Genomic DNA, 15360 nt, shown 5'->3' on the forward strand with positions numbered 1-15360 from the left:
GCCTCCCATTTCTTGTGTCCAAGAAATGGGAGGCAGTTCAGCTCCCGGCAACGGGGGCTTTTCTTTTATGTCGCCGCTGCATGGATTCGAACCTCGGTCGAGGCGCGAGCGTGAAGCGGACGATTTCCTGTCGACTCGTGTAAGATTCCGAGTAGATGTCGCGACTTTTTCGCGACCACTCCTTCTTCAAGCGACCGATCAGGGTGATACTTCGTGGCAGAGCGTCCGACATACAAGCTCAGGTTTCTCGATCCCAAGAAGCGCTTTCCGGCGATGCCCGAGCAGCCTGCGGGACGCTCATATGGCGTGGTCTGGAAACTCTTTGGCGAGGATCAGCTTGAATCTTGTTATGTCGTCGAATTCGTTGGCAAAAGTCATGTGTCGCTTTTGGGCTACGTAAGCGTTTCGGGTGAGGTGTACAAGGTGGACCGCCCCGTCAGCGAGGCTCCGCTGCCCAACGATCCCGACATGGAACTGGTCCTTGACGAGTCGGATTCCAGTATTGGTGAGATTATGGTAAGGGAAGCCAACGGTGCAATGCGCGCGTGTGCGCAAACTGCCGGCTCTCCCGAAGGCCCCATGCGCGAGCAGTCCGACCACGAGACATGGAATTCGACCCGCGCCCTTCCTTACGGCGAGTTCATGGCCTCGATGTTCTTGCGCTACGTGATATTTGCCAACTCCGAAAGCGCTATTGTGAACACGGCGGACGCCGGCGGACTCGACGAGGGTATGCAAAACGTTGTCGACAAGATCAAGCTCGTAAAGTTGCCCGAGCCGGTCGAGGTGTTTTTGGGCTTTAACACGGCACCGCTCCCCGATGCTATCGAGACGCTGCTCTACCGCGTTGACCATGCCGAGAATCCGAGCGGTATCGAGCGCTATGCCGCCGCCCTTATGAGCGAAATTGACTTGCCCCGCCTGCGCACCATCGCTGCCAAGTCCGAGATGAGCCTGGCTCGCATTGATCGCTCAAAGATTTTCTATCTCAATTTTGATCGTAGCCTGTTGGACCAGGACGAGATTGACATGCTGCTTGCCATCGAGTGCCGTCTCAACCGCCTCTCCGGCATCCTTGAGCGCATCGGGGCCGGATTGGTCCCTGCGGCATCCTCGCCGAGCCTTGAGGGCTGCGCGCTCTTTGATGCGTGGCATATCGCCAAGACGACCAACGATATTCCCCGACTGCTCGATACGGCTTCGAGCGATAACCCGTGGGGCAAGCCGGGTACGGTGGCTTGCCAGCCGGGCGGCGAGTGGGACGTGCGCACCCGTTTTGCGCGAATCGTTGAGGCGCTTAACGTGGTCACACGGCTCGACTATACCTATCGGGCAAACGTTGCCGAGGGGATTATGCTCGTTCGGTTTGGGCGGTCTGTCGTTGATGCCATGCCGCAACGTGAATACGACGCTCAGGATGACGCCTGGCGCGAGCTGGACGAGGACATGCGCGCGATCTGGGCCGCGGAGCACGATGCGCGCGTGGCACTTACGCTTGCGGCAGCGTGTTTTGCCGCGGGCACCTGCATCACGCGCTGCTATGTGCAGATTGCTGCTCCCGACAGTGAGCAGGGCGAGCGCGTTGTCGCAACGTATTTCTTTGGGCGCGCGGCCTATCTGGCCGATTGCGTGCCTGTCGCCAAGGATCTTGAGAGCATGGACATGGACGATATGCCGTGCAAGCGTGTGCTTGAGGCGTATGAGTCAACCGCTCCGGAGACGATTGAGCCTGCGGAGGTTCATGCTCGTCCGCGTGATGACCATCGCACACTGCCGCCGGCGCTGCGCGATCTGCTGCTTGCCGATACGGCTGACGAGTTGGAGGTCATGGAAGAGGACGACGACCCATACGTGGCCCGTGTTGTTGAATTGCGCGAGCAGGCAAAAGTCGACCGTACAGGTGCTTTTGAAGGCTTTTCTCGTCTTGTCGAGGAGTTGGAGGCTAAGTGCGCCGTCGCCGAGCTTTTGGCGACAGGTCCGGTTCAAACGCAGTTTTGCGATAACCAGCTGGTGCGCATGGTGCTACCGGTGTTGGAAGAAGACCGCTCTGTGCGAATCCTTCGTGCGCCCGATGCACTGTACTTTGCCCAGCACGAGATCTGCAGCTTTTACGCCGAGCAAGAGGACTTTGAACGAGCACTGCCCGAGGTGCGCCATCTTTACGATCTGGCACGCTCGTCCATGCAATCGCACTTTGCGCTCATCAACGTGCTTGCGCGTCTGGAGCGCTTTGACGAGATTATCGAGGTGGCGCGCCACGGCCTACGTATTGCCAGCGATCGTTCTGCAATCGGCTACCTGTTCTATCGCTTGGCGTTTGCCTATTGGAATTGCGATCAGCTCGACCTAGCGCTGGCTTGTTACCGTCTGGTGCCGCGCGGTGAGGAATCGGGCAGTAGTGCGCTGGAAGAAATGCAGGGCCTTATGAATGAGATGGGCGTCAGCGAGCCTCCGACGTTCGAGGAGGCGGTCGAGACCATCCGCAAGGCTGGACTCGAGCTGCCGCCAGTGTCCGCCGTGACGAATCAGCTGGCAGATGCCGCTGTGCAACTGGTCGACAACGGCTTCTTTTTCCTGGCACGCGGTTGCATCTTCCAAATGTGGCGCACCATGGGCAACGACGAGCTCGGCTCCCTCAACCGCTCGCTGGGGTAGGCGAAGCCTCCAAGGAGGAAAGGATGCTAGGCAATTAGAAAATTTCCTCTTGCCCATCCTTGGCTGTTTGGTTACTATAGAACGGCTGTTACGGAGAGCTGACCGAGAGGCCGAAGGTGCTCGCCTGCTAAGCGAGTATGCCCCAAAAGGGCATCTGGGGTTCGAATCCCCAGCTCTCCGCCAGTAAGACTTTAAAGAAGGGTTCCGAAAGGGGCCCTTTTTTAGTTGAACCACGTTAGCTGGGGATTCGAACCCGAGAGGGCACGGGCGTTAAGCAAACGCGAAAGCGTTTGTAGCCCGTGGGCGAAAAGCCGCCAGGCTTTGAAGCCGGAGGGCATGCGCAGCATGCCCGGACATCCCCAGCTCTCCGCCAGTACGAATTTGAAGAAGGGTCCCATTTGGGACCCTTTTTTGTGTGGAGAAAGGAGACTGGGGATTCGAACCCTCAAAAAAATGAGGCGCCCCGTTGGACGCCTCATTTCAGCGAGTGTATTGTTCTTCGATCTTACATCTCGGGCGCCTTGGCGACGGTCTCGCTTTCTGCCGTGAGTGGGCGGTTGTCGATGCGGCGGCCCAAGCGATCGAGCTTCACGAGCAGCCATTCAATGGGATTCGGCCCTGCACCTTCCTCGTCGGCAACTAGGTCCATGACGGCGATCTTGGTGTCGTCCTGCTTGAGCGTAACGCTGCCCACCTTGTCGCCCACATGCACCGTGCCCGAAAGATCGTCGTAGCTAACCTTTTCGGTCACCTCGCCGGCAAGGGAAAACACGGTCGCTTGCGCCGTAGGATCGGCGAGTGTGGCGTCGATCGTCTTATCCGTCCAGTCGGTTTGGCCAATGCGCGCCATAAGCGGGTTGCCGTTGGCGGTCTTTTCCTGCGTGTTGGCGATCGCGACCGTCACCTTGTGACCGTAGTACCAATTGGCAAGGGTTGCGGTATCGGTAAAGCGCTGGTCGGTGGTGGTGGAGTTCAAAACGACGGTGTAGATCTCGTCGCCATCGCGGTTGTAGGCGCTCGTAAAGCAATAGCCCGCGTCGTCGGTGGTGCCGGTCTTGCCGCCGATGTTGCCATCTTGGCCCAGCAAATAGTTATGCGTGTCCATGGAATGCGAATGGTCGGCGCCGTCGGCGCCCGTGACCTCGATCCAGGAATCCTCGCTCGCTACGACCTCGCGGATCGTGTCGTTTTTCATGGCCTCCTGCATCATCAGCGCTACGTCGTGTGCGGTTGAGTGCATATCGCCAGCCCACTCATCAAAGTCCAGACCGTGTGGGTTCTCAAAGACCGTGCCGGTGCAGCCGAGCTTCTTAGCGCGCTCGTTCATGGCCTTCACAAATGTGGCCTCGGCGTCTTTGGTCTTAGGGTCGATCTTCTTGCCCACATATTCGGCGAGCACGATGGCGGCGTCGTTGCCCGAGGGAATCATCAGGCCGCGCAGCGCCTGCTCCACGGTAAGCTCGTCGCCTCCGAGCAAGCCGGCGGTCGAATTGCCCACGGTGGCTGCGGCGTTGCTCACCGTGACCTTCTCGTCCATCTTGCAATTCTCGACGGTTAGGATTGCGGTCATGACCTTGGTGATCGAGGCAATCTTGACCTGCTCATCGGCGTCGCGGGCATAGTAGACGGTGCCGTCTTTGCCCATGACGAGGGCATTGGTCGCATCGATATCGGGCAGGTTTTCGGCCGTGATACCGCGCACATCGGCGGTTTTGCCGCAAACATTGTCGGTCGTGAGCACTTGGGCGCCGGCGACGGTGGGCACGCCGGCGGCAAGGGCGATAGCGCAGACAAAGCCGGCGGCAAGCTGGGCTGAGCGCTTTGCAAAAGAGGTGAGGGACTTCACGGATTTCGCTTTCGACGGGATGGTCACTTCTGGAACTAGAGTATATCGTTTGCCGGCATCGGCGATCATCGCGTGCGTGCGTGGCCCACATCCGCGCCCGAACGGGCACAAGGGTGCTTAAGGCCGACTTAATCACCCACGCTTGTTGTGTGTGACGGGCGCCCCCTCGGGCATAATGGAGCGCGAGAGGAGCACGCATGAACGAGCGCATTTTGGTAGTTGATGACGAAAAGGCCATCGCCGACTTGGTTGGTATCTACCTTACAAAAGAGGGCTTTGATGTCCAGATTGCCTATAGCGGGGCCGATGCTGCCAAGGCAATCTTGGAGCAGGAGTTCGATCTGGCGCTGCTGGATGTCATGCTGCCCGATATCGATGGCTTTGAGCTGCTGCGTACGATCCGTTCCAGCCATACCTATCCCGTGATCATGCTGACGGCGCGCGATGCCCAGCAAGACAAGATCGAGGGCCTTTCGCTTGGCGCGGACGATTACGTGGTTAAGCCGTTTCGTCCTCTGGAGCTCATCGCGCGCGTGCATGCTCAGCTTCGCCGCTACACCAGCTACGGTAGCCGCGCACAGGCGGCCGAGTCGCCGACCCTCCAGCTCGACGGCTTGGAGATCAACCGCGATGCTCGTTCCGTAACGGTGGACGGTGCACCGGTACGCCTCACACCCACCGAGTATTCAATCTTGCTGTATCTGGTCGAGCATCGCGGCAGCGTGGTGGGCGTGGAGGACCTGTTCCGCGCGGTATGGAACGAGGACTTTATGCCCGGCTCCAACAATACGGTGATGGTGCACATTCGCCACTTGCGCGAAAAAATCGGCGACGACGCACAAAAGCCACGCTTTATCAAAAACGTCTGGGGCGTCGGCTACATCATCGAATAGCGCCTTTGATGGTGGGGAAGTGGATATGACAAAAGACGATAGGCAGGCATTCGAGGTACCCGATCGGCTCTTTGAATACGTGAGGTCGGTCGTCGACAACCGCGCGCTTGCAACGGTGCTGCTCTTTTTGCTGAGCCTGCTGCTGATTGGCATCGACAACATCGCCGGAATCTTGACGGTGCTGCTTGCCGGCTTTTTGCTGATCGATCGATTTGAGATCGTGCGCCGCTGCATGGTGATTGGCGGCGCCGCGTGGGCCATGACGTTGGCGATTGGCGCCATGGCGCTCGGCGGCATCGAAGGGCCGGTGCTGTTCGATGCCGGCTTTGTATTCAACATGCTTGGCTTTGTGCTGGCGCTTGCCGCGTGCGTGCTGTTCTTGTGTGGCCGCGCCCTGTACTACCAGGGCTACGAACAGGGCGAGCAGCATGCCGATTGTGTGCTGGCCGCTCGTATTCAAGATCGCCTGATCGATCACCCCGACACCTGGGACAACATCGACGGCGACTTCTTGGAGGTCGAGGGCGCCCTTAACCGCGTGCGTGACCGTGAGCGCAAGGTGCAACAGGCCTTGCGTGACGAGTCGCATCGCAAGGACGATCTGGTCACGTACTTGGCACATGACCTACGCACCCCGCTTGCCAGTGTGGTGGGCTATCTTTCGCTGCTGCAAGAGGCTCCTGAGCTGCCGGTTGAGCAACGTGCGCACTTTACGGGCGTGGCTCTCGACAAGGCGCACCGGCTCGATGCACTCATCGAAGAGTTCTTCGATATCACACGCTTTGACTTCCACGATATCGTGCTCACGCGCGGCTATGTTGATCTGGGGTTGCTGCTGGCTCAGGTGGCTGACGAGTTCTATCCCATCCTCAACGAGCAGCATAAGGAAGCCCAAGTTGATATCCACGAGGACCTGACGGTGCTCGTGGATGGCGACAAGATGGCTCGCGTGTTCAACAACATCATGAAAAACGCCGTCGCCTATAGCTATGAGGGCTCGACTATCACGATTGAGGCCGGGCGCCAAGACGATGGCGGCGTGCGCGTTCGCTTTATCAATCAGGGCGATCCTATCCCTGCGGCTAAGCTCAAGGTGATCTTTGAGAAGTTCTATCGCCTGGATGCGGCGCGTGCGACCAATCGCGGTGGTGCCGGTCTGGGCCTTGCTATTGCCAAGGAGATCATCGCGGCACACGGCGGTACCGTTGCATGTGAATCGACGCCCGAACACACGATATTCACCATCGAGCTGCCCGCCGCATAGCCAGCGTGCCCTTACAAACACTTGACAATGCGCTCACGTGCATATGAGCCGCGATTTCTACTATCGATACTGCTGAATTGATATCGATGTGGAGGTATGCGGTATGACGGCTGCTGCGGCTGTGGAGCCCACGGAGCTTGAAGAACTCATGGAAGCGCAGGCCGAGGCCGCGCACGAGCGCGAGGTTGGGGATGCGACTCGCCCCACGGCAGAGGATCTTGCCGCCTCGCCGACGCGCATCGACGTCGAGGGCCTCGACCTGTTCTATGGCGACCATCATGCGCTCAAGGACGTGAATATCAAGATCCGCGACAAGCAGATCACCTCATTTATCGGGCCTTCGGGCTGCGGAAAGTCCACGTTGCTGCGCTGCTTTAACCGCATGAACGACGGCATCAAGGATTGCCGTATCGAGGGCAAGATTGCGCTCGATGGTCAAGATATCCTGGGCGATTACGACATCTGCCGTTTGCGCCAGCGCGTGGGCATGGTGTTCCAGCGCCCCAACCCGTTTCCCATGAGCATCTACGACAACGTCGCCTACGGTCCTCGCGGCATGGGAGTGCGCGACCGCGTCGTGCTCGACGAGCTGGTCGAAGACTCCCTGCGACGCGCCGCCCTGTGGGACGAGGTCAAGGACAAGCTCAAAGAATCGGGTCTGGGTCTTTCGGGCGGCCAGCAGCAGCGTCTGTGCATCGCCCGCGCGCTGGCCGTGCAGCCCGACATTCTGCTGATGGACGAGCCGACCTCGGCACTCGACCCTGTGTCGACGCTGGTGGTGGAGCAGCTGGCCTGTGAGCTCAAAGAGACCTGCACGCTCGTGGTCGTTACGCACAATATGCAGCAGGCGGCGCGCATCTCCGACTCGGTCGCGTTCTTTTTGCTGGGCGAGCTGGTGGAGCATGCGCCCACTGCCCAGCTCTTCAAAAACCCGATCGATCCGCGCACGGCGGATTATTTGACGGGCCGTTTTGGCTGATACCATCTAGTACAGGCACCTTTAGGGTTAAGATGCGGTCATGTCGGCCGCAAAGGGGTTCAACATGATCTATTACGTCGAGGACGATGACAACATCAGGGATTTGACGGTCTATGCGCTGCACAAGCAGGGAATCGAGGCCGAGGGCTTTTCGTGCGACGGCGAGTTTAAGGCCGCCGTGGCGCGACGGGTACCCGATGCTGTCCTGCTCGACATCATGCTGCCCGATACCGATGGTTTGGCGATTATGCGCCGCCTGCGCGCCGACCGCCTGACGGCGACGGTGCCCATCATGATGCTTACCGCCAAGGACACCGAGCTCGACAAGGTGATGGCGCTCGATGGCGGTGCCGACGATTACCTGACTAAACCCTTCTCGCTCATGGAGCTCGCCAGCCGCTGCCGCGCACTGCTGCGTCGCGGCGGCATGGTCAAACAGGCAAGCGATGTGCTCAGCGTGGGCGACATTGTGCTCTCGCCCAGCCATCGCGAGGTGACCGTTGCCGGCGAGCCGCTTAAGCTCACCCTGCGCGAGTTCGACCTGCTCGAGTACCTCATGCGCAAGCCCGGCGTGGTCTTTACCCGCGAGTCGTTGCTGCAGAGCGTGTGGGGCTGGGACTTCGACGGCGGTTCGCGCACCGTTGACGTGCACGTGCAGACGCTTCGCCAAAAACTGGGCGAGCATGCCAGCGCCATCGAGACCGTGCGCGGCGTGGGCTACCGCTTGGCCGAGCCTTCTGCCGGTGATGGTGCCGAAGGTGACGACACCGCGGCTACCGCATCGGAGGAGTAACCCGTGGTCTTCGCCCCCCAGGGAAAACATACGCTGTCGCACCGCGTTTTTGTGACGATCTTTGTCTGTGCCATGGCGGTTATCGTGGCGTTTACGGTGCTGGGCGCGTTCTTTGTGCAAAACACCTTGGCGGATGCCACGAGTGCCAACCTGGCGCAGGAAACCGAGCTCATTGCTGCCGCCCTCGACGAGCAGCAGGAGCCCATCCCGTTCTTGCGTAGCCTCGATCGCGAGGACTTGCGCATCACGCTGATTAACAAGGATGGATCGGTTGCCTACGACAACGAGGCGTCGCCTTCCACACTGCCCAACCATGGCGATCGCCCCGAGGTCATCGAGGCCTTTGAGAGTGGTTTGGGTTCCGCGGAGCGCGCAAGCTCTACGCTCGACGAGATTATGCTGTATCGCGCCGTCGCCCTTGATAACGGCCAGGTTGTCCGCTTGGCGCAGGCCCAGCCTGGCGTTGCGGCGATTTTGCTGTCGATGGTGGCGCCGATGCTGCTTATCGCGGCAGCGGGTGCGGTACTCTCGTTTTTTATGGCGCGCCGCGAGTCCCGTGCCATCATCGCGCCGTTGCAAGAGGTGGATTTGGACCACCCACGCCGTAGCTATGAGCACGCCTATGCCGAGATGGTCCCCATGCTTGAGCGTATCGAGTCGCAGCGCCAGGAACTCAAGCGCCAAATGGCGGTGCTAGCGGACAACGATCGTATGCGCCGCGAGTTTACGGCGAATATCACCCATGAGCTCAAGACGCCGCTTACGGCGATTTCGGGCTATGCCGAGCTCATCGCAAACGGCATGGTCGAGGGCGAGGACGACCTGCGCAACTTTGGCGGTCGCATCTATCGTGAGGCGGGCCGTTTGGCGGCGCTTGTCAACGACATCCTTACGCTGTCTAACTTGGACGAGGCCGAGCGTGCAACTGAGGGCGAGGCGGTGCCCATTGGATCCACGGAGCCTATTGAGCTCTCGCGTGCCATCTACGCGGTTGAGCAGCGTCTTGAACAGGTCGCCCGTCAGGCGAATGTGACGATCAGTCATGAGACCAAGCCTGTGGTCATCGAGGGCGTGTCGCGCTTGATTGACGAGCTCATCTATAATCTGGCAAGCAACGCCATCCGCTACAATCGACCCGGCGGTACGGTTACGCTGCAGTGCGGCACCAACGACGAAGGCCATCCGTTCCTCGCGGTCGCCGACACGGGAATCGGTATCGCGCCTGAAGAACAGGGCAAGGTATTTGAGCGGTTCTATCGCGTGGACAAGAGTAGGTCCAAGGCACGCGGCGGAACCGGTCTGGGGCTTGCCATTGTCAAGCATGCGGCCCTGTATCATCACGCCACGCTCGATCTGTCGAGCGAGTTGGGCGTGGGAACCACCATTACGGTGACGTTTCCCATACAGCAGGACGAGCCATTCGCATAGCGATGCAACATAGATATTGATGTAGACGCCGCATTTGACTTTCGGGTGCGGCGTTGTTGTGCAATTTTACGATTGCTTCCGACATTTTTACAGGAGAGCCTGTTTCTTATGTATAGAGTTTGGCCTCGGTAAAAAGATGCGATAACATACGGACGGTTTTGTCAATCCGAACTGGGGAAATGAAAGGCAAGCTGCATGACCCTTCTCGAACTGTTCCAGCTGCTCAAAAAACACCTTAAGCTGGTCATCACCCTTCCGGTGGTCTGCGCGATCGCCATGGGCATCGTGTCCTTCGTTGCGATGGACAACACCTATACCGCGACGACGAGCATGTACATTCTCGCCAAGACCGACGATAGCGGTCAGATGAGCTACAACGATCTCTCGGCGAGTCAGATGCTTTCCAACGATATCGCCACGCTGCTGGATAGCGATAGCGTTAAGAGCGGCGCAGCCAATGAACTGGGCCTCACCGATCTGGATGACTACAAGGTGTCTGTTTCCTCCGAGACCACCACGCGTGTCATTACGCTTTCGGTTACCGGCACCGATGCCAAGGAGACGGCTAAGGTCGCAAAGGCCATGGCCAGCTCGGTGAGTACGGTCGCTCAGAACGTCGGCGCTGCCCAGAGCATCAACGTTATCGACGAGGCTAAGACCCCCGAAGCCCCCAGCGGTCCCAAGCGTATGCTGTACGTTGCTGTCGCGTTCCTCGCCGGTATCTTTATCGCAGTCGCCTATGTCGTTTTGGCAGACATGCTCAATACCCGCATCCGCGGTGCCGAAGAGGCAGAAGAGCTCCTGGGCATTCCCGTTGTTGGCCGAATTCCGGCTATGAAAGGTGGTAAATAGGCATGGCTAAGGCAAAGAACACCGATAAGCTCGTTGTACAGAATGCCGCCAAGACCCTTCTGGCCAACATCCGCTTTGCGAGCGTGGACGACCCCATTCGCACCATTACCGTCACGTCCTCGATTCCCAACGAGGGCAAGTCTACGGTTTCCATCAACCTTGCCCAGGCTATCGCCACGAGCGGCAAGTCCGTGCTCCTGGTCGAGGCCGATATGCGCCGCAGGTCCCTTTCCGATATGCTCGGCGTTCGTTCGCGCGGCGGACTCTATGCGGTCCTTTCCGAGCAGATCTCCATTGACCAGGCAATTGTCGAGACGGGTCAGAAGAACTTCTACTTCCTCGATGCCGAGCCGCATATTCCCAATCCTGCCGACATCATCGTCTCTCACCGCTTTGCCAAGTTGGTAAAGGCACTGTCCGCCAAGTTCCAGTACGTCATCTTTGATGCTCCCCCGGTCGGCACCTTCATCGATGCTGCCGAGATTGCCAGCCTGACCGACGGTACGCTGTTCGTGGTGCGCGAGGACTTCACCAAGCGCGAGGAGGCACTCAACGCTATCGGCCAGCTTAAGAAGTCCGAGAAGGTCAAGCTCATCGGTACCGTCATGAACTACTGCGAGACCGAGACCAGCGAGTACTACTACTCCTACTACACCAAGGACGGTAAGAAGGTTAAGAAGGGCTCCGACGATCAGGGGACTTCCAAAAAGGGCATCTTCACCAACCGAGCAAACGTTTAGTTGATTAAGGCTGACCTATGCGTGACATTCATTGCCATATCTTGCCGGGTGTAGACGACGGCGCCGCCGATCTCGATGAGAGCTTGGCGATGCTCGAGGCTGCCAAGCGGGCCGGTGTAACCAGAATCGTTTGCACTCCTCACTGCCGTGATCCCTATTTTGATTACGACAAGATGTGGGATGCCTTTGAGCTGCTGCGTGATAACGCTGACGGTTTTCCGCTCCAGATGGGCTTCGAGGTCAACCATCGAAAGCTCGTTGAACTTGGTATCGATGCCGCGGAGCACTTGCATTTCGATGGAACCAACGAGTTTCTGCTCGAGCTTTCGACACATGCCGATGCGTATGCGTTTAGAGAGTACGAGAACACGATTTACGATTTGCAGTGCCGTGGCTACCAGGTGATCATCGCTCATCCTGAGCGCTATCGTGCGGTTCAAAAGGATGTAAGCGTGGCGGAGCGCCTGGTCGATATGGGCTGCAAGCTGCAGGCTTCGGCGGACTTTATTGCCGGCGGTCGCTTTGGTCGCGAGAAAAAGCCGGCACAGCGCCTGTTCGATCAGAACCTGTACAGCTTCATCGCGAGCGATGCCCATAACGTGGGTCATTACGACTGCCTGGCGAAGGCTCGCGCGAAGTTTAGCGTACGCGGAGCTCATTTTCGCTAAAATCTGTCCCTAACGTTCGCATTGAATGAAAGGGCAGCCATGGATATCCAACTTAAGACGGGATGCTTTGATGACGCGGCGTTGGTGCGCCGCGTCATTTTTATGGACGAGCAGGGCTACGAGAATGAGTTCGACGCTATCGACGAGGATCCGAACTGCATTCATGTGACGCTCTATGTAGACGGCGAGCTTGCCGGTTGCTCGCGCGTGTTTCCCGAAGAGCTTGAGCGCGCGGCTGACGCAGAGGCTCCGGTGTCGCCGGCGTGCGACTTGGACGAAGGTGTCGCGGCGGGGGAGACCTACATTATGGGGCGCGTGGCCGTGCTGCCGAGCATGCGCCGTCGCGGTTTGGCGAGCAAGATTGTCGAGGCCAGTGATACGTGCGCGCGTGATGCCGGCGCCAAGCTCATTAAGCTGCATGCTCAGGAATACGTGCTGCCGCTCTATGCCAAGGCGGGCTACACGCAGATTGCCCCGGTGGACTACGAAGACGAGGGCCAGCCTCATGCCTGGATGGCCAAGCGCGTAGATGGCAGATAGGAACGTTCCTTTCCTGCCGGCAGTTTGGGACACTCCTTGGCAATTGGCGCATCAGAGCGCTCGGACATACAGTTTTTCGATTCCGTATGTATATATGCGCGTTAATGGGTTATAAAATCTAAGTCTGAACATAGCAGGTCTGCGATGCGGCTCGGGCGACCGAGCCGTTTTTGCGGACAGGGGTAGCGCGAAAGGACTGCACATGCGTCAATTTAAGACCGAGAGCAAAAAACTGCTCGACCTCATGATCAACTCCATCTACACCAATAAAGAAATCTTCCTGCGCGAGCTTATCTCTAACGCGAGCGACGCCGTCGACAAGCTCAACTTTAAGAGCCTGCAGGACCCGAGCGTCAAGATCGACCAGGGCGACCTGGCCATTCGCGTCTCCTTTGATAAAGACGCCCGCACCATTACCATCTCGGATAACGGCATTGGCATGACCGCCGAGGAGCTGGAGCGCAATCTGGGCACCATCGCCCATTCCGGCTCCGAGGAGTTTAAGACCGAGAACGCCGAGCAGCAGGGCTCCGATGTCGACATCATCGGTCAGTTTGGCGTGGGCTTCTACTCGGCTTTTATGGTCGCCAGCCATGTGAAGGTCGTCAGCCGCGCCTACGGCGAGGATGTCGCCCATGTGTGGGAATCCGACGGTCTTGAGGGCTACACCATCGAGGACGGCGAGCGCGCCGAGCACGGTACCGATGTCATCCTGACGCTGCGCGAGAACGAGAAGCTCGATGCCGACGGCGAGGCCGAGACCTACGATCGCTTCCTGACCGAGTGGGGTCTCAAGAGCCTGATTCAGCAGTACAGTAACTATGTGCGTTACCCGATCCAGATGATGGTGTCCAAGAGCCGCCAGAAACCCAAGCCCGAGGACGCCGGCGACGATTACAAGCCCGAGTACGAGGACTACCAGGAGCTCGAGACCGTCAATTCCATGACACCGATCTGGAAGAAGCACAGCTCCGATGTCGAGCAGAAGGACTACGACGAGTTCTACAAGTCCACGTTCCACGACTTTGACGATCCTGCGCGCACCATCAGCTTCCACGCCGAGGGCACGCTCGAGTATGACGCCCTGCTGTTTGTGCCGGGACGCGCGCCGTTCGATCTGTACAGCAAGGACTACGAGAAGGGTCTGGCGCTCTACAGCTCCAACGTCCTGATCATGGAGAAGTGCGACGACCTGCTGCCCGACTACTACAACTTTGTCCGCGGCGTCGTGGATTCCGCCGACGTGTCGCTCAACATCTCGCGCGAGACGCTGCAGCAGAACCGTCAGCTCAAGGCCATCGCCAAGCGTGTGGAAAAGAAGATTACCGCCGACCTTGAGGATATGCGTGACAACGACCGCGAGGCCTACGAGAAGTTCTTTGAGAACTTTGGCCGCGGTCTTAAGTACGGCATCTACTCGAGCTATGGCATGAAGGCCGATGAGCTCGCCGACCTGTTGCTGTTCTGGTCTGCCAAGGAACAGAAGATGATTACCCTGGCCGAGTATGCCAAGGGCATGCCTGAGGATCAGAAGGCCATCTACTACGCCGCCGGCGACTCGCGTGAGCGCTTGGCCAAGATGCCCGTGGTAAAGGGCGTGCTCGACCGCGGCTATGACGTGCTGCTGCTGACGCAGGATGTGGATGAGTTCACGTTCCAGGCTATGCGTGAGTACGTGGCGTGCGATATGCCCAAGATCTACGAGGACGATGCTGCCCGCGAGGCTGCCGAGAAGGCTGTGGCCGACGGTGCCGAGCCCGAGGTCGAGGATCGTCATCTAGAGCTCAAGAACGTTGCGACCGGTGATCTTGACCTGGCGACCGAGGACGAGAAGAAGGAGGCCGAGGACGCCACCAAGGAGAACGAGGACCTCTTTAGCGCTATGAAGGAGGCGCTCGGTGACAAGGTCGAGAAAGTCGCCGTCTCCGCGCGCCTGACCGATGCCCCCGCTTGTATCACCACCGAGGGCCCACTTTCGCTCGAGATGGAGAAGGTGCTCCAGAAGGGACCCGAGGGCGCGCCCGACGGCATGCCCAAGAGCCAACGCGTGCTCGAGCTCAACGCCAAGCACCCGGTCTTTGACAAGCTTGTCGCTGCCCAGAAGGCAGGCGACGCCGACAAGATCAAGCAGTACTCTGGTCTGCTCTACGATCAGGCCCTGCTGGTCGAGGGCATCCTCCCCGAGGACCCCGTTGCCTTCGCGGCGGCTGTTTGCAACTTGATGTAGTTAGGTAGTTACGCGGTTTTACCAAACCGCGTAACGGCTCGACGCTGCCCTCAGTTCCGCCGTTCTAACGAACGGCGGACCAGTCGACGCTGCGCGGGCGCCAGAGCGACAACTTGTCATTCAAAGAGGACGGCATGACCAGAAGGTCTATGCCGTCCTCTTTTCATGCCAATTTGTTCGCTCTGGCGCCCGCTCGCTGGCATTGCTAAAACATCGATGTTACCGTGGTCCAAACTAGTCGTTGGGGGCGTTCTTGTTTGACCAGTCGTTTAAGAACGTCCCCGATGACTATTTGAATTGCTAATTTGTGCGGGTTGTGGTTTTGTGACCTGCTGAAATTAAAGATACTGTACAACTGTACGCTAATTCGTCTTCGTAGTATATTGCTACCCGCAAAACTCAATACCATTGTGCTCTGAGACGCTAAAGCGCTTACGTACAATGGTTATCGATAGTACGATTCGATTCAACGACA

General features: G+C 58.5%; 12 protein-coding genes and 1 tRNA gene. 12 read left to right on the forward strand and 1 reads right to left on the reverse strand.

Annotated features, from left to right (window positions below):
• Nucleotides 1–213 precede the first annotated feature (213 nt).
• On the forward strand, nt 214–2655 hold the full coding sequence (locus DWY51_RS07700; protein WP_117770428.1) for a lipopolysaccharide assembly protein LapB: 2442 nt from the start codon (nt 214–216) through the stop codon (nt 2653–2655).
• Nucleotides 2656–2747: 92 nt separating this feature from the next.
• Nucleotides 2748–2838 (forward strand) — tRNA-Ser (locus DWY51_RS07705).
• 322 nt (nt 2839–3160) lie between these two features.
• Here the strand turns inward: DWY51_RS07705 and DWY51_RS07710 are convergent.
• Nucleotides 3161–4501, reverse strand: coding sequence for a D-alanyl-D-alanine carboxypeptidase family protein (locus DWY51_RS07710; RefSeq protein WP_158556931.1), 1341 nt, complete (start codon nt 4499–4501; stop codon nt 3161–3163).
• Nucleotides 4502–4698: 197 nt separating this feature from the next.
• Here DWY51_RS07710 and DWY51_RS07715 point away from each other — a divergent pair, with 197 nt between their 5' ends.
• The 10 genes from DWY51_RS07715 (at nt 4699) to htpG (ending at nt 14885) form a co-directional block, all read left to right on the forward strand.
• Nucleotides 4699–5394 carry a response regulator transcription factor gene (locus DWY51_RS07715; protein WP_117770430.1) on the forward strand — a complete coding sequence of 232 codons (696 nt, stop codon included), beginning with the start codon at nt 4699–4701 and terminating at the stop codon, nt 5392–5394.
• 25 nt (nt 5395–5419) lie between these two features.
• On the forward strand, nt 5420–6658 hold the full coding sequence (locus DWY51_RS07720; RefSeq protein ID WP_117770431.1) for a sensor histidine kinase KdpD: 1239 nt from the start codon (nt 5420–5422) through the stop codon (nt 6656–6658).
• A gap of 103 nt (nt 6659–6761) precedes the next feature.
• The gene (gene pstB / locus DWY51_RS07725) at nt 6762–7637 is read left to right on the forward strand and encodes a phosphate ABC transporter ATP-binding protein PstB (protein WP_199411396.1); all 876 of its coding nucleotides are present in this window, start codon (nt 6762–6764) and stop codon (nt 7635–7637) included.
• A gap of 64 nt (nt 7638–7701) precedes the next feature.
• Complete coding sequence (locus DWY51_RS07730; RefSeq protein WP_117770432.1) at nt 7702–8430, forward strand: response regulator transcription factor; 729 nt, start codon at nt 7702–7704, stop codon at nt 8428–8430.
• 3 nt (nt 8431–8433) lie between these two features.
• Complete coding sequence (locus DWY51_RS07735; RefSeq protein WP_117770433.1) at nt 8434–9858, forward strand: cell wall metabolism sensor histidine kinase WalK; 1425 nt, start codon at nt 8434–8436, stop codon at nt 9856–9858.
• A gap of 195 nt (nt 9859–10053) precedes the next feature.
• On the forward strand, nt 10054–10710 hold the full coding sequence (locus tag DWY51_RS07740) for a YveK family protein (RefSeq protein ID WP_117770434.1): 657 nt from the start codon (nt 10054–10056) through the stop codon (nt 10708–10710).
• A 2-nt stretch (nt 10711–10712) separates the two neighbouring features.
• Nucleotides 10713–11450, forward strand: a complete 738-nt coding sequence (locus tag DWY51_RS07745; RefSeq protein WP_055309657.1) for a CpsD/CapB family tyrosine-protein kinase — start codon at nt 10713–10715, stop codon at nt 11448–11450.
• A 17-nt stretch (nt 11451–11467) separates the two neighbouring features.
• Nucleotides 11468–12118: a tyrosine-protein phosphatase gene (locus DWY51_RS07750; RefSeq protein ID WP_022094060.1), complete on the forward strand. Its 651-nt coding sequence runs from the start codon at nt 11468–11470 to the stop codon at nt 12116–12118.
• A gap of 39 nt (nt 12119–12157) precedes the next feature.
• Nucleotides 12158–12658, forward strand: a complete 501-nt coding sequence (locus DWY51_RS07755) for a GNAT family N-acetyltransferase (RefSeq protein ID WP_099432637.1) — start codon at nt 12158–12160, stop codon at nt 12656–12658.
• Between the two features lie 202 nt (nt 12659–12860).
• Nucleotides 12861–14885 carry a molecular chaperone HtpG gene (htpG, locus tag DWY51_RS07760; RefSeq protein ID WP_117770435.1) on the forward strand — a complete coding sequence of 675 codons (2025 nt, stop codon included), beginning with the start codon at nt 12861–12863 and terminating at the stop codon, nt 14883–14885.
• Nucleotides 14886–15360: the final 475 nt, after the last annotated feature.

It is taken from the genome of Collinsella sp. AF25-2LB (assembly GCF_003458415.1).
Classification (GTDB): Bacteria; Actinomycetota; Coriobacteriia; order Coriobacteriales; family Coriobacteriaceae; genus Collinsella.

Excerpts from the sequence above, each read along its gene's own strand:
- DWY51_RS07715 (WP_117770430.1), top strand. The coding sequence starts at position 4,699 with ATGAACGAGCGCATTTTGGTAGTTGATGACGAAAAGGCCATCGCCGAC.
- DWY51_RS07720 (WP_117770431.1), top strand. The coding sequence starts at position 5,420 with ATGACAAAAGACGATAGGCAGGCATTCGAGGTACCCGATCGGCTCTTT.
- pstB (WP_199411396.1), top strand. The coding sequence starts at position 6,762 with ATGACGGCTGCTGCGGCTGTGGAGCCCACGGAGCTTGAAGAACTCATG.
- DWY51_RS07730 (WP_117770432.1), top strand. The coding sequence starts at position 7,702 with ATGATCTATTACGTCGAGGACGATGACAACATCAGGGATTTGACGGTC.
- DWY51_RS07740 (WP_117770434.1), top strand. The coding sequence starts at position 10,054 with ATGACCCTTCTCGAACTGTTCCAGCTGCTCAAAAAACACCTTAAGCTG.
- DWY51_RS07745 (WP_055309657.1), top strand. The coding sequence starts at position 10,713 with ATGGCTAAGGCAAAGAACACCGATAAGCTCGTTGTACAGAATGCCGCC.
- DWY51_RS07750 (WP_022094060.1), top strand. The coding sequence starts at position 11,468 with ATGCGTGACATTCATTGCCATATCTTGCCGGGTGTAGACGACGGCGCC.
- DWY51_RS07755 (WP_099432637.1), top strand. The coding sequence starts at position 12,158 with ATGGATATCCAACTTAAGACGGGATGCTTTGATGACGCGGCGTTGGTG.
- htpG (WP_117770435.1), top strand. The coding sequence starts at position 12,861 with ATGCGTCAATTTAAGACCGAGAGCAAAAAACTGCTCGACCTCATGATC.